At 66.5% G+C, this 14082-nt stretch carries 12 protein-coding genes; 2 read left to right on the forward strand and 10 right to left on the reverse strand.

Going from position 1 to position 14082, the window contains the following annotated elements:
* The first annotated feature begins 47 nt into the window (after positions 1-47).
* Positions 48-2957 carry a M16 family metallopeptidase gene (locus ACW176_RS00145; protein WP_492110407.1) on the forward strand — a complete coding sequence of 970 codons (2910 nt, stop codon included), beginning with the start codon at positions 48-50 and terminating at the stop codon, positions 2955-2957.
* A gap of 63 nt (positions 2958-3020) precedes the next feature.
* On the opposite strand, the gene ACW176_RS00150 is transcribed toward ACW176_RS00145, so the two are convergent.
* Positions 3021-3953 carry a hypothetical protein gene (locus ACW176_RS00150; RefSeq protein WP_492110408.1) on the reverse strand — a complete coding sequence of 311 codons (933 nt, stop codon included), beginning with the start codon at positions 3951-3953 and terminating at the stop codon, positions 3021-3023.
* 173 nt (positions 3954-4126) lie between these two features.
* Between ACW176_RS00150 and ACW176_RS00155 the strand changes: the two genes are divergently transcribed.
* Entirely contained in the window at positions 4127-4675 is a 549-nt protein-coding gene (locus tag ACW176_RS00155; RefSeq protein WP_419317922.1) for a PAS domain-containing protein, read from the forward strand.
* On the opposite strand, the gene ACW176_RS00160 is transcribed toward ACW176_RS00155, so the two are convergent.
* The 9 genes from ACW176_RS00160 to ACW176_RS00200 form a co-directional block, all read right to left on the reverse strand.
* The gene (locus tag ACW176_RS00160) at positions 4672-5100 is read right to left on the reverse strand and encodes a globin domain-containing protein (RefSeq protein ID WP_492110409.1); all 429 of its coding nucleotides are present in this window, start codon (positions 5098-5100) and stop codon (positions 4672-4674) included. The genes ACW176_RS00155 and ACW176_RS00160 overlap by 4 nt on opposite strands.
* A 5-nt stretch (positions 5101-5105) precedes the next feature.
* Positions 5106-6053: an aldo/keto reductase gene (locus ACW176_RS00165; RefSeq protein ID WP_492110410.1), complete on the reverse strand. Its 948-nt coding sequence runs from the start codon at positions 6051-6053 to the stop codon at positions 5106-5108.
* A gap of 10 nt (positions 6054-6063) precedes the next feature.
* Entirely contained in the window at positions 6064-7728 is a 1665-nt protein-coding gene (locus tag ACW176_RS00170; RefSeq protein WP_492110411.1) for a choline dehydrogenase, read from the reverse strand.
* 733 nt (positions 7729-8461) lie between these two features.
* Positions 8462-8788: a hypothetical protein gene (locus ACW176_RS00175; RefSeq protein WP_419317932.1), complete on the reverse strand. Its 327-nt coding sequence runs from the start codon at positions 8786-8788 to the stop codon at positions 8462-8464.
* Positions 8789-9061: 273 nt separating this feature from the next.
* On the reverse strand, positions 9062-10627 hold the full coding sequence (locus ACW176_RS00180) for a M61 family metallopeptidase (RefSeq protein ID WP_492110412.1): 1566 nt from the start codon (positions 10625-10627) through the stop codon (positions 9062-9064).
* A gap of 17 nt (positions 10628-10644) precedes the next feature.
* Positions 10645-10899 carry a hypothetical protein gene (locus ACW176_RS00185; RefSeq protein WP_492110413.1) on the reverse strand — a complete coding sequence of 85 codons (255 nt, stop codon included), beginning with the start codon at positions 10897-10899 and terminating at the stop codon, positions 10645-10647.
* A 113-nt stretch (positions 10900-11012) separates the two neighbouring features.
* A complete protein-coding gene (locus ACW176_RS00190) occupies positions 11013-11477 on the reverse strand; it encodes a chemotaxis protein CheW (RefSeq protein WP_492110414.1) in 465 nt (154 codons plus the stop codon).
* Positions 11478-11502: 25 nt separating this feature from the next.
* Positions 11503-13011, reverse strand: a complete 1509-nt coding sequence (locus ACW176_RS00195; RefSeq protein WP_492110415.1) for a methyl-accepting chemotaxis protein — start codon at positions 13009-13011, stop codon at positions 11503-11505.
* A 212-nt stretch (positions 13012-13223) separates the two neighbouring features.
* The gene (locus tag ACW176_RS00200) at positions 13224-13847 is read right to left on the reverse strand and encodes a class I SAM-dependent methyltransferase (RefSeq protein ID WP_492110416.1); all 624 of its coding nucleotides are present in this window, start codon (positions 13845-13847) and stop codon (positions 13224-13226) included.
* Between the last annotated feature and the right edge of the window lie 235 nt (positions 13848-14082).

Raw genomic sequence — 14082 nt, forward strand, 5'->3', positions numbered from 1 at the left:
CGCCCAAGGTGTGGCTTCGACCAAGCTCACCTAACCTTAGGCTGTCTATGATTCGCGCTTCGCGCCTGACACTTCTGGCCGCCGTCGGCCTGTCCCTCGCCGCCTGCTCGGCCCTGCCCAAGCTGTCCATGCCGTCCCTGCCGTCCCTGCCTGGCAGGGAGGCGATCCTCGCGCCGGCCCAGCCCGCTGGGCCGACCCTGGCGTCGCTGAAGCCCGGTCAGTGGGCTCATGAGGTGTCGGACGTCGCGCCCGACCCCCGCGTGCGGTTCGGCGTCCTGCCCAGCGGCATGCGCTACGCCCTGATGAAGAACGCCACCCCGCCCCAGCAGGCCGCCCTGCGCCTGTGGTTCGACACCGGCTCGATGATGGAGGCCGACGACCAACAGGGCCTGGCCCACTTCCTGGAGCACATGGCCTTCAACGGCAGCAAGAACGTGCCCGAAGGCGAGATGATCAAGATCCTGGAGCGCCACGGCCTGGCCTTCGGGGCCGACACCAACGCCTCCACCGGCCTCGACGAGACCATCTATCAGCTGGACCTTCCCAAGACCGACGACGCGACGGTCGACACCTCGCTGATGCTGCTGCGCGAGGCGGCCGGCGAGCTGACCATCGCGCCCGAGGCCGTCGATCGCGAGCGCGGCGTGGTGCTGTCAGAAGAGCGCACCCGCGACAGCCCCGGCTATCGCGTGGCCATCAAGTCGATGGACTTCCAGATGGAAGGCCAGCTGCCACCCAAGCGCATTCCCATCGGCAAGACCGAGGTGCTGAAGACCGCCCCCGCCAAGCGCATCCGAGACTATTACGAGGCCTACTATCGCCCTGAGCGGGCGGTGCTGGTGGCGGTCGGCGACTTCGACCTCGACGCCATGGAGGCCAAGATCAAGACCCGCTTCGGCGACTGGACCGCCAAGGGTCCGGCCGGCGCTGATCCCGTGGTCGGCAAGGTGGCCAAGCGCGGCGAGACCGCCAGGGTGATTGTCGAGCCCGGCGCGGCCCTGTCGGTGCAGCTATCCTGGGCCGGCGCGCCGGACGACAGGATCGAAACCAAGGCTGCCGACGAGCGCGACACGCTCAAGAACCTGGGCTTTGCGGTGCTGAACCGCCGGATGCAGGCCCTGAGTCGCGCGGCCGATCCGCCCTTCATCGCCGGCGGGGCCTTCACCGGCGATCAGTACGGCGCCGTGCGCATGACCACCCTGGGCGCCACCGCCCAGCCCGGCCGCTGGCGCGAGGCGCTATCGGCCCTGGATCAGGAACAGCGCCGCGTCGTGCAATACGGCGTGCGCCAGGACGAGCTGGACCGCGAGATCGCCAGCATGCGCTCATCCCTGGTCGCGGCCGTGTCGGGTGAGGCCACCCAGCGCACAACCGCCCTGGCCAGCGGCATTGTCGGAACCCTCGGCGACGGCGAGACCGTCACCAGCCCTAGCCAGAACCTGGCCGCCTTCGACGAGATCGTGAAAGGCCTGACCGCCGACCGTGTCAGCGCGGCGCTGAAAGCGGCCTTCACCGGCCAGGGTCCACTGATCCTGATCCCCAGCCCAACCAATATCGAGGGTGACGCAAAGGCGGTGCTCGCCGCCTATGCAGACCTGCGCAAGGTCGCCGTGCTGCCCCCCGCCGCGCCTGGCGTCACAGCCTGGCCCTATGCCAGCTTCGGACCGATCGGCAAGGTCGCCGAGCAGAAGGACGTCACCGACCTCGACACCGTCTTCGTGCGGTTCGAGAACGGCGTGCGACTGACGGTCAAGCCGACCAAGTTCCGCGACGATCAGGTGCTGATCAAGGCCCGCATCGGTAACGGCCTGCTGGATCTGCCCTCGGGGGCCCAGAGCCCGCTGTGGTCCAGCTCGGCCTTCATTGAGGGCGGTCTCAAGCAGATCAGCGCCCAGGACATGGAGCGTGTGCTGAACGGCAAGATCTGGAACGCCAGCCTGGGCGTCGAGGATGACGCCTTCACCCTCAGCGGCCGCACGCGGCCCGAGGATATCGGCACGGAACTGCAGGTGCTGGCCGGCTTCGCGATGGAGCCGGGCTGGCGGCCCGAGGCCTTCTCGCGGATCAAGACCTACTACGGCACCATTCACGACCAGCTGGAAACCACCACCGGCGGCGTCATCGGGCGCGACCTCAGCGGGCTGCTGCACAACGGCGACAGGCGCTGGACCTTCCCGTCCCGCACGGACATCGCCGCCGCCTCGCTCGATGGCCTGAAGGCGGCGGTCACAGATCCGCTCAGCAAGGGCGCGATCGAGGTCGTGGTCGTCGGCGACATCACGGTCGACAAGGCGATCGCCGCCGTAGCCGAGACCTTCGGGGCCCTGCCCACCCGTCCGGGATTGGCCGATCCTGTCGCCGCGCGTCAGGTTCCCTTCCCCGCCCCGTCACAGACGCCGGTGGTGCTGACCCACAAGGGTCGCGCCGACCAGGCCCAGCTGTTCATGAGCTGGAGGACCGACGATCTGTTCTCCGACCTGCAGCGCTCGCGCGACACCTCGGTACTGGCCCAGGTGATGCAGCTGCGGCTGACCGACGAACTGCGCGAAAAGCAGGGGGCGACCTATTCGCCCTCGGCCGGGGCCACCCACAGCGTGATCTTCAACGACTGGGGCTATCTGTCGGTCAGCGTCGAGGTGCCGCCGGACAAGCTGGACGGCGTGGCCGCCACCATCCGCCAGATCGCCGCCGACCTGCGCGACAAGCCCGTCACCGATGACGAACTGGAGCGGGCCAAGAAGCCGCGCATCGACCAGATCGAGAAGTCGCGGGTCACCAACGAATACTGGCTGGGCAACCTGTCGGGCGCCCAGACCGATCTGCGGATCCTGGACGCCACCCGCTCGGTGATCGCCGGGCTGGAACGGGTCAAGGCCGCCGACGTCCAGAAGGCCGCCCGCACCTTCCTGGGCGAAGACAGGTCCTGGACCGTGCTGGTCAAGCCGGAAGCCAAGTAGACACGAAAAGGCCCTCCCGCCGGCTGGCGGGAGGGCCTGAACTTTTCCGGCGATGGCGAAGGTCTAGTAGACCACGCCGCCGACGCCGCCATCGAGGCTGAAGCTCATCGAAGACGCGCTGGTCTCGCGGACCTGCTCCTCGCGATAGGCCGTGTAGGTCTCGCTGGTCAGGATGGTCAGGATCTTCACGCCAGCGCCAAAGCGGCGCAGCAGCGAGCGCTCGTTGCAGTCGCGGGCCGGACGCTGCGGTCGGCAGGTCAAGGTACCCGCCTGACCGGCCTGGCCTGCGCCGGGAGCATGATAGAGGGCCTCGTTCTTGGCGCAGATATAGGTCTGGGCGCCGCGGCCATTGGTGCTGATGTCGATGCTGCTCTCGTAGTCGCCGATCACGTACTGCATGCGCGAGCCGGCGATGCAGCGATACAGCTCGCCGTCATAGCGGTCGTCGATGTCGCGGTCGGGCGTGACCTGGGAGGCCGGGTGCGGCACGTCACGATCGTCCAGGCACACGGCGCGGATGACGACGCGGCGCAGCTTGGTGCGGGTGGCTTCATACGATGCGCGACGGCGCACTTCGCCGCCCTCGACATTGAGGCCCTGAATATAGCCGGTCGACATCGGACCAGAATAGTAACCGCCGTGACCGCCGCCACCATAATAGACGTTGGTGCTGGCGCCCCCGCCGGCCCCGGCGCCCGCGCCCGAAGACGCGCCGGCCGAAGCCGTGGCGTTGGCATTGGCGTTGACGATCACCGTCGCGCCGACATTGATGTTCACGCCCGGAATATTGACGTTGTGACCCGGCGTGCAGCACGGGGGAGTGGGCGGTTTGGGAGGCTTGGGCGGCGGCGCCGGAGGCTTGCAACAGACCGGGGTCGGTGGCGGACAGCCGGTCGTGCAGCCCGCAGCATAGGCCGCGCCGCCCAGCGACAGGCTGCCCAGCAGGGTGCCGAGGCCCCAGGTCAGCCCGCGCATCGATCGTTTCGGCGCCTTCATTGCGATCCCCTTCACACGACGTCGTCCGGCCGTTTGGCCAGCAAGAATCGAGCCGCCGCCCGCCTCCCGGTCGGCTTGCGCCAAAACGGGACGGTCGGGGCTTTGGCCCGGATCTCCTAGCAAGCCCCATGCGGCAAAAAACAGCCGTGGAAGGACCCGCTGAGGGGACGACGATGTTCCATCCAAGCACACAACGGTTGATAGACTATTGGCGCGACCGCAAAGGCGACGCGCCCGCGCCGTCGCGCGCCGACATCAATCCGGGCGATTTCACCGACCTTCTGCCTCAGGTCTTCATTGCCGGACGCGAGAAGCTGGGCCGCATGCCCTTCCGTCTGGCCGGCGGGTTCCTGGCCGACCTGCACGCCCGCGATCTGCGCGGCGAGGATCTGCTCAGCCTGTGGGCGCTGTCGCATCGGCTGGAGCTGAAGTCGTCGCTGGAGATCGCCCGTCGCCGTTGCCAGCCGGTGGTGGTGACGGCCGACATTCGGGCCCAGGGGGTTCCGTCGGTCGGCATGGAGGTGCTGTTTGCGCCCCTGCGCGGCGTGGACGGCGAAACCGACCGCTTCCTGGGCCTCTATCAGCCCATCGCCATGACCGCGCGCCTGGAAGGTCGCCCGGCCTATGAACTGGGCGTTCGCCAGATCCAGCCCCTGGGCCTCGCCAATCAGGAAGGCGCACGGCTGCGTCTGGCCACCCTGGACGGCCGCCGGATCGCCTAGCCCCTCGCGGCCTTTGTGGTCTCGAACTGGTTGGTATGGGTGACGTAGTAGTCCAGCTCGACCAGCAGTTCGCGCCAGGCCACGTCGATCTCGGCTGTCCAGTCCGCGCCCAGCACCTCGCGCAGGGTGTCAGCCACCACGCCAAAGAAAGTCCCGAACACCTGGGGCGGCACGTCATAGCCAGCGTGGTTCATCGCTTCGGACTGGATCAGGGTGGCCGCGTATTGACGCTCGCCGATGAAGTCCAGGATGGCCCGGATCACCTGCGACAGCATCTCGCCGCGCACCTGGCCATTGGCGTCCATGCAGAACAGCGGCTCCATGTCCGGCTGCTGGCGAAAGAGCCGCTCATAGACCAGGGGCGTGAGATCGTCACAACGCTGGGCCGCCTGCTCCAGACTGCTCTCGATCAGCGCGGCGCTCACGGCGGCTAGCCCCGCCCGGCCGCGTCGAGGTCGGCGACCACCTCGGCGGGCAGGATCAGCCGAGCCGCGCCCATCAGTTCTTCCAACTGGGCGACGCTGGTCGCACTGGCGATGGGGGCGGTGATGGCCGGATGGGCCATGATCCAGGCCAGCGCGATCTGGGCGTGCGTGGCTCCGGTCGCCTCGACAGCCTTGTCCAGGGCCGCAAGCACCCGAACGCCCTTGTCGTTCATGTAGTCGCGCTTGATCGTGTGTCGCCGCGCGCGCCCTTCAAGGTCGGCCTCAGCGCGATACTTGCCCGTCAGGAAGCCTGCGGCCAGACCGTAGAACGGAATGACGCCCAGGCCTTCCGCCGCCGTCAGAGCGGCCAGCTCACCCTCGACCTCGTCGCGGTCATAGAGATTGAACTTCGGCTGGATTGTCTCGTAGCGCGGCAGACCGTTGGCCGCCGAAGCCGCCAGGCTCTCGGCCAGCCGGGCCGGTGAGAAATTGGACGCCCCGATGGCCCGCACCTTGCCCGCCTTCACCAGGCGGCCATAGGCCTCCAGTGTCTCCTCGACCGGGGTCGCCGCATCGTCCTGATGCGACTGATAAAGGTCGATATAGTCGATCTGCAGCCGCCGCAGCGAACCCTCGACCGCCGCCGCGATATTGGCGGCCGACAGGCCCGGCTGTTTGGGCCACATGGCCACCTTGGTCAGGATCAGCACGTCGTCGCGCCTGCCCCGCGCCTTCAGCCAGCGGCCGATGACGCTCTCGGACTCGCCCCCGTCGTGCCCGGGAACCCAGGCCGAATAGACGTCGGCCGTGTCGACGGCGTTGAAGCCGCCGCCGACAAGGGCGTCGAGCAGGCGGTGCGAGGTCGCCTCGTCCGCCGTCCAACCAAAGACATTCCCGCCAAAGACCAGCGGGGCGATCGAGAGGCCGGAACGGCCGAGGGGGCGACGCTGCATGGCTAGAGGATCACGCCGCCACAGCTCGTCCGTCCTCGAACACCGGCGCGTCCATCGGCGCCAGGGCCGCCTTGCCCATGATCATGTCCGCCGCCCGCTCGGCCACCATGATGGTCGGAGCATTGGTGTTGCCGCCCACCAGGGTGGGCATGACCGACGCGTCGACAACCCGCAGGCCTGCGATCCCCTGCACGCGCAGCTGATCGTCGACTACCGCCATGGCGTCGCCCGCCGCGCCCATGCGGCAGGTGCCGACCGGGTGATAGATGGTTTCGGACTTGGCCCGGATCCAGGCGTCGAGATCGGCGTCGGCCCGCACATCGGCGCCCGGCGCATACTCAGCGTCACGATAGGGGTCCAGGGCCGCCTGGGCCGCGACTTCACGCGCCATGCGGACGCCCTCGCGCAGAGCGCGGCGATCCTCGTCGGCGGCGAGGTAGTTGCCCAGGATGGTCGGATCGTCGAACGGATCGGCCGAGCGCAGACCCACCGCGCCGCGGCTTTCCGGACGCAGCTGGCAGACGTGCAGGGTGAAGCCGTCCTTCTCGATCAGGGTCTTGCCGTGATCCTGCATGATGGCCAGCACGCCATGGATCTGCAGGTCGGGACGGTCCAGGTCGGGCCGAGACTTCAGGAAGGCGCCGCTCTCGAGGAACTGCTGCCGCCCCATCCCCTTGCCCATCAGCATGTAGGACAGGCCGGTGCCCAGCTTCCTGAGGCCCTTGTTGGCCGAATAGGCGGTCGTCAGGTTCTTGGTCGTCCACGACAGGCAGACGTCCAGGTGATCCTGCAGGTTGGCGCCGACGCCCTTGGACTCCTGGACCACCGCCACGCCGTGTGACTTCAGCAGATCCGGCGCCCCGATGCCCGACAGCTGCAGGATCTGCGGCGACTGCACCGCGCCGGCGCTCAGCAGCACCTCGGCGTCGGCGTGGGCCGTGCGCTTTTCGCCACCCTTGCCGACGACGTAGTCGACGCCGATGGCGCGGCCTTTCTCGATCAGGATCTTCGTGGTGCGGGCTTCGGTAACGCACGTCAGGTTCGGCCGCGACAGGGCCGCCGTCAGATAGGCCGCTGCCGCACTCCAGCGCTTGCCGTCGCGGATGGTCAGGTCGTAGGGCCCGAAGCCCTCTTGCTGGTAGCCATTGAAATCCTTGGTGGTCTTGTAGCCCGCCTGGCGTCCCGCCTCGATCAGGGCAGGATAGAACGGGCTGGGCGACTCGCCCCCGGACACGTGCAGCGGGCCCTCGCCGCCATGATAGGCGTCGCCACCCGCATGGTGGGTTTCCGAGCGCTTGAAATAGGGCAGCACCTCCGAATACGACCAGCCCGACAGGCCCATCTGCCGCCACTGGTCATAGTCGCGCGCATGGCCGCGAATATAGATCATGCCGTTGATCGCCGAGGAGCCGCCCAGGCCCTTGCCGCGCGGCCACCACAGCTTGCGGTTATTCAGGTGCGGCTCTTCCTCGGTCCAGAAGCCCCAGTTCTGCTCGCCCTTGGCCTTGATCAGTTCGCCGACGCCGGCGGGCATCTTGACCAGGATCGAGGTGTTCTTGCCGCCGGCTTCCAGCAGCAGCACCTTGATGTTGGGATCTTCCGTCAGTCGCGCGGCCAGGACGCAGCCCGCCGAACCGGCGCCGATGACGATGTAATCGAAGCGTTCGCTGGCCATGACCCTGACGCCCTCCCTGAATGTTATCATTGTTAAGGCAGAGAGTGGCGCGGCTTTTCGCCCGATGCAAGACGGGCTGTGTATGTCGGCGCAACTTAGAAGTGGCCCAAAAGCAAGTTGGCATTGTCCCTCGGCGCAGGGCGTCCCAGGGGCGCGCCCCTGGGGTCAGAGACGCGCCAGAAGCTGAGGTTGAGGTGGCTCCAGAACGTGGACATTCACGCCCCCCCCTCAAGGGTTCAGTGACCACCCTCCACCCAAGGCACGCCGGCGGCTCTAAACGCGTCGGCGAGGGCTGCCTCGAGTTCCAAAGACTCCCACTGTCGCATGGGATTGAGGTGCTCGGTCAGGTCGGGGACCAGTCGCACACCAAACCGTTTGGCCGCGCTGCTGGCCTTGTAGCCGTTCTTATGCTGATCAAAGCGCAGGTCGGGGTCGCGCGAAGTCTGGCCGACATAGACTCCCCATGGGTCGGCCTTACGCCCATCGTGGAGCAAGATCACATAGACTGAGTGCCGGGCCCTGGCGGCGCCCCGGCTTGTCGCCTTCAGCGAGCGCGCAGCGCGCTCAGCTCTGAGCCACCACGTAGGGCCGCTGACCTGAACCATCCGTGAAGCCTAGCCGGTGGCCGCAACTGGCGCCACCAGCGGGCCGCAGCTAAACGCCGCCGAAGCTCAACCCATCGACAGACGCTGACGCCGGCCTTCGGTCTAGCCGCTACCCCAGCTGCCCGACGTCAGGCGCCTGCGGGGGCGGTTTCGCCATCGCGCAGTTCATCGGCTCCGACGAAGGACACACCCTCTTCGTCCATGACCCAGGCCCCAAGGAAAGCGGGGTGGGACTGATCGATGTCCTCGTCGATCAGGTCGCCGTCATAGAGGCCCACGGTGCTAAAATCGAAATCCAGGGCCAGCTGGTGAGCCATGCCCACCATTTCTTCGGCCATGCGGCGCGAATAGCCCAGGGCTTCGCTGTCGTTTGTGAAATCGTCGCTCAGTGTGCTCACCTCCACCGCATCGCTGCCGTGGGTCGCGCTGGTGGTGACGATGGTGAAGGCGGGCATGGGACACTCTCGCAGGTGGGGCATCCACCTAGCCCGGTTCGTTCAAGAACGGGGCTACATTCTGCAAAAGCCGTCCAAGCGTCCGGGGATGGGCCCGCCGCACCTCTCTGCGCCAGCAACGGACTTTGAGCTGCCGCCAGTCCAGCGCCAACCGGTCTTGGCATCATCGCGCGGGCGAAAATGTTCGCGGAGACCGAGCCGGAAGACGCCGCCGTTCAGGAGCCGTTTTCTAGCGCGTTCATCAATGCGTCCTGACGGCGACCTGCGGCTCGATCATTGGGGTCCAAGCCAGGACCGCCGCCGGGCCGTCTGACTCTGGTTCGCGTTCGCCGCGCTCGATAGAACAAATTTGGCGCCGTCCTTGCCTTCGCTCCGTGTCAGGTCCAGCCCGTACAGGTCGAGCGCCTCGGCGTAGTCGACTTCGCCCGGAGCGCCGATGACGCTGGCGAACCAGTCCTTCAGCGGCTGACCCGCGACGCCTTCCGCCACCGCCGTGAACTCCTCCGGCCGAAATCCGGTCTTGCCGGAGTACTGGACGTAGGCCTTGCGCATGACGTCGTCGAGGCTGGCCTTGCCGCCGGTCAGCTTGCGGATATGCGCGTCCAGCAGGAAGCCCGCGACCTCGCCCTTGACGTAGTAGCTGACCGTCGCGTCCGAGGCGCCGACACCGGACAGGCTGTTCGACCACACACCCATCGACGATTGCTCCAGCGACTGCTTCAGCCGGCCCGGGGCGTTCTGGAGGGCGGTGATCTGCTTTGACATCATGCCCAGATAGCGATCGTCGTCGATCAGCCCGCTCCGCCTCAGCATGAGGTTGCTGTAGTAGGAGGTCAGGCCCTCCGAGATCCAAAGGGTAGAGACGGTCGGGACTGTTTCGTAGTCGAAGGGACCCAGCTCCGCTGGGCGCAGTCGCTTCACGTTGAACGCGTGCTGGTACTCGTGGGCGAGCAGAGCCACGAAGGCGTCATAGCCCGACGCGGTGGCGAACCGCTCGGGATTGACGTTCACGAAGGTCGAATGGCTATGCTCCAGGCCACCGCCAGTGTTGGTGCGGAAGGCGATCAGGAACGCGTACTGCCGCCAGGGCTTTGCGCCCCAGAAACCGCGCGTCTCGTCCACCACCTTCTTGAGATCGGAAGCCATCCGCGCCTTGTCGACGGCCACCGCGCCGCGGTTGTAGGCGATCTGGTGGCGCGTGCCCTTCGAGGTGAAGTCGAGGACCTCAAGGTCGCCGGCCATGATCGGGGAATCGACCAGCTCCTCATAGCTAGCGGCCGCAAAATGCGAAGCTGAGGCTGGCCCGACCCTCTTGAGACCGGTCGCGCTGACCCAGCCTTTGGGCAGGTCGAGAGCGACCTCTTGGCCAAGATGCTCGCCGCCCTTGACGGTGATGTAGGTCGCCGAGCTGTTGAGCACGGCGTAGGTGGACGTCACCTCGTCCTTCGACACGGACCGTTCCTTTGCAGAAAGCACGTAGCGAACGACCAGCCGCTTGGCGCCGCTGGTGTTCACCGTCCAGCGATTGGAGCCGCCGTCTGCCACGGCCAGCTCGCGCCCGCCTTCGTCGTACGCCTGGAGGCGAAGGACGTTCTTCTTGTAGTCCTCCTTGACGTAGTAGCCGGGCGTCCAGACCGGGATGTAGAGGGTTTCCACCGGCTGGCTGACCGGCAGGCTCGCCTCGACATCCACCTTCTGGCCGGCCAGGTCATGAATGTGAATCTTGTAAGCGATGACCGCGCGCTCACCCGCGACGGCCTGCCGCCCCCCCGCCGCGCCAAGAACCGTCGAGGCGACGAGCAGGGCCAGGAGCACAACCGATCGTCGCGCGAGTTTCATTGCGGTCTCCATCGCTCTCATGGGCGAGCGTCGTTGCGGGCTGCTGGCGATGCCTTCTGAGCGGCGGCGTAGAAGGAGTCCAGATCGGCTTTCATCTTCTTCAGCGCCGCGAGGTCGCCATAGGCCATGTGCCCCGAATGATAGCAGCTGACACTGCGGTTCTTCTTCAGGTCGGGCGTCGAGGAGCGCCCGCCGGCGGACTGATCGCGGACGACCAGTTGGAAGTGGTCGATGAGCCGGCCGCGATTCAGTTGTGTCGTTCCTCTGGCCACCTAGCCTACCACCGTTGCGGGAGTGGAGGGACAGCTCAAACCTGCGCCGACCGTGTACGGGGCGCTGCTGGGCGCAGGTTGATCAGCACATCCCGGCGAGCGGGCAGCCTTTCTTACGCTGCCTGACTCTGCGCAGGGAGCAGGGCCCTTACGACCAGTCGACTGAGCAGGCGGTCTTCGATCGGAATGATGGCGTCGACGAAGAGGTCTGGTGTGGTGGTTTCGATCTGAGGCGGTTCCTGCAGCACGCTCGCATCCACCTGAAAGGTTTCCTGAACGCCGTCGACCAGAACGCCGGCCAGCTGCGCGCCGTGCTGGATCACCACGATCACGTGCCGTGACGACACCTCGGTCACGCCCAGACCCAACCGATAGCGCAGATCGATGACGGGCATCACCGCGCCCCGGAGATTGATCACGCCCAGCACGTAACCGGGCGTGTGAGGCATCGGCGTGGCCGGGGTCCAGCCCCGGATCTCGCGAACACTGCGGATATCGATACAGAACTCCTGGCCACCGATCTCGAAGGAGATCAGCTCCAATCTACCCTCTCTGGACAGGCCGCCGTCGCTCACCATTCGTCTTGTCCGTGCCGCACGTGGATCAGAACTCTTCCCAGGACTGGGCCGCCGCCTGTCCGCCGCCGCCGGGACGCGCGAAAGCGGCGATCTTGGCCTGGGACCGCGCGACGGGATTGGCCGCCGGGGCATGGCGACCGGCTTGGGCGGGTTCGAGCCGGGCGACAGGCTCGCCAGTCTGGAAGCGCGCGACCAGCGAGGCCAGCTCGGCAGCCTCGGTACTGAGGTTTGAGGCCGCCGCAGTGGCCTCTTCCACCATGGCTGCGTTCTGCTGGGTCACCTGATCCATCTGGTTGACGGCGGTATTGACCTCATTGAGACCCGTGGCCTGTTCCTGAGACGATGTGGCGATCTCGGAGATCAACACGTCGATTTCGGCGATCTTGCCGACGATGCCCGTCAGGGCCTGTCCGGTGTCGCCCACCAGCCTGACCCCGCGCTCGACCTGGGCCGTGCTGCTGGCGATCAGGGTCTTGATCTCCTTGGCCGCTTCGGCGGAGCGTTGCGCCAAGGCCCGGACTTCCTGGGCCACGACCGCGAAACCCCGTCCCGCTTCGCCGGCGCGCGCTGCTTCCACGCCGGCATTCAAAGCCAAGAGGTTGGTCTGGAAGGCGATTTCGTCAATGACGCCGATGATCTGGGTAATCTGACCTGAGCTTTGTTCAATTTCGCCCATGGCCGTCACGGCGTCTCGCATGACGTCGCCCGAGCGGGCCGCATCGCTTCGCGCGCCCGAGGCCGTGGTCGAGGCCTGCTTGGCGCCTGCCGCGCTGCGCTTGACGGTCGCGGTGATCTCGTCGAGCGCCGCCGCCGTCTGTTCGAGGCTGGCGGCCTGCTGCTCGGTGCGACGCGACAGATCGTCGGAGGCCGACGAGATTTCATCCGCACCCGCGCGCAGGCCGCCCGTCGTCGCCGAAATGCTGCTCATCGTCGTCCGCAATGAATCAATCGCGGCGTTGAAGTCATCCTTGATCTGGGCGTAGCGTCCCAGGAACTGGGCGGTGATCCGGGCGGTAAGGTCGCCCTGCGCCATCCGCTTCAGGCTTGCGGCGAGGTTGGCAATAACCTCCTCCTGATCCTCGGCGGCGCGGTGTCGCTCAGCCTCCAACCGGATGCGCTCGACCTCAACCGCCGTGACGTCGGTCGCAAACTTGATGACCTTGTAAGGCTTGCCGTTCTCGTCCAGCACGGGGTTGTACGAGGCTTGAATCCAGCACTCCGCGCCCTGTTTGGTCACCCGCAAGAACTTGCGGGCCACGAACTGGCCACTGTTAAGCTCATCCCAGAAGGCGCGGTACTCGGCGCTCGCCGCTTCGGCTGGCGGGACGAAAATCCGGTGGTGCTGCCCTACGACCTCTTCGGCTCGATAGCCCAGAGCGCTCAGGAAATTGGCATTGGCCTTCAGGATGGTTCCGTCCAGCTTGAACTCGATCACCGCCTGGGAACGATCCATGGCCGCAACCAGGGCCCTTAACTCGCGCAGTTCCAAAACAACTGCGGCTTGCCTGGTCTTGGCCGTGCTTGAGAACAACATGGCGGTCCGATTCACTCCAAGAACAACCTAGCAGAGAGTTTTTCGAAAATTGCTAACGCCATCTTAACTGACACCCCTCCGCCTCTGAACGGCTCCGGAAAATCTACCCAAAATGAGTAAATTTCCGGGGGCGCGGCAATCCGCAGGGCGCTGGCGCGCGCCCTGCACGACGGAAAACACAAGACGGTCGCCTTGATGTAATGGGATCAGCCTCAGGCGGAGAGCGCGACGCCAAGCTCGCACCAGCCCAAAGGCCGGGGCGCCTTGGGCATATAGAATGCCTTGGTCTCCTTGATCACGAACCCCGCGGCGGTGATCGCCGCGCCCACGGGCCGGGTAAGACGGCATCCGCCCGCCAGCGGCGTCCAGAAGGGTTCGATGCTTTTCTGCCAGCGCGCGACCGGGGCGTCGGGCGATAGCCCATGCTCGCAAAAGAGGAACCGGCCGCCCGGTTTCAGAACCCGGCGCGCCTCGGCCAAAACTGCGGTGGGTGTGTGCACCGAGCAGAGGGTGAAGGTGCAGACGACGGTATCGAAACTGTGGCTGTCAAAGCCCATCTGCTCGGCCTCCCCCGCCAGGATCTCAACCTTGAGACCTTCCGGGCGCGGCGCGGCCAGCGCCCGATCGCGCAAGCCCTCCGATGGATCAATGCCGGTGACGCTGGTCACCCGCGACGGATCATAGAACGCCAGGTTCAGCCCGCCGCCGATCCCCAGCTCCAGAACCCGTCCTTCCGCCTGTGGCACCACCCGGGCGCGCTGCTTGGCGATAGCCCCCGCCCCACAGGCGCAGCCGATGACACGAGGCAGAATGTGGCGATCATAGAAGGACGTCATGGCTTGTGCTTTCCCCGCGCTCGGCAAGTCGTAAGAGTCTCGCGGCAAGGGTCAAGGCCTCCGTGTCAGCGATCCGCCGGACTTTGGCGGGCGCTCGTCACCAGCGCGAAAGGCCTGCGCGCGTCTCGTCGCTGGCAGGCTCAGCATTGGAGGCCTGGCCTGAGCCCGTCTGACCGGTCGGGCGGAACCTGTCGATGTCTAGCGGCTCAATCGGCGATGAAGCGATAGCCAGCGC

The sequence above is a fragment of the Caulobacter sp. FV1ye13L genome (genome assembly GCF_058681155.1).

Coding starts and splice junctions, on each gene's coding strand:
- ACW176_RS00145 (WP_492110407.1), top strand. CDS start 48: ATGATTCGCGCTTCGCGCCTGACACTTCTGGCCGCCGTCGGCCTGTCC.
- ACW176_RS00150 (WP_492110408.1), bottom strand. CDS start 3,953: ATGAAGGCGCCGAAACGATCGATGCGCGGGCTGACCTGGGGCCTCGGC.
- ACW176_RS00155 (WP_419317922.1), top strand. CDS start 4,127: ATGTTCCATCCAAGCACACAACGGTTGATAGACTATTGGCGCGACCGC.
- ACW176_RS00165 (WP_492110410.1), bottom strand. CDS start 6,053: ATGCAGCGTCGCCCCCTCGGCCGTTCCGGCCTCTCGATCGCCCCGCTG.
- ACW176_RS00170 (WP_492110411.1), bottom strand. CDS start 7,728: ATGGCCAGCGAACGCTTCGATTACATCGTCATCGGCGCCGGTTCGGCG.
- ACW176_RS00175 (WP_419317932.1), bottom strand. CDS start 8,788: ATGCCCGCCTTCACCATCGTCACCACCAGCGCGACCCACGGCAGCGAT.
- ACW176_RS00180 (WP_492110412.1), bottom strand. CDS start 10,627: ATGAAACTCGCGCGACGATCGGTTGTGCTCCTGGCCCTGCTCGTCGCC.
- ACW176_RS00190 (WP_492110414.1), bottom strand. CDS start 11,477: ATGGTGAGCGACGGCGGCCTGTCCAGAGAGGGTAGATTGGAGCTGATC.
- ACW176_RS00195 (WP_492110415.1), bottom strand. CDS start 13,011: ATGTTGTTCTCAAGCACGGCCAAGACCAGGCAAGCCGCAGTTGTTTTG.
- ACW176_RS00200 (WP_492110416.1), bottom strand. CDS start 13,847: ATGACGTCCTTCTATGATCGCCACATTCTGCCTCGTGTCATCGGCTGC.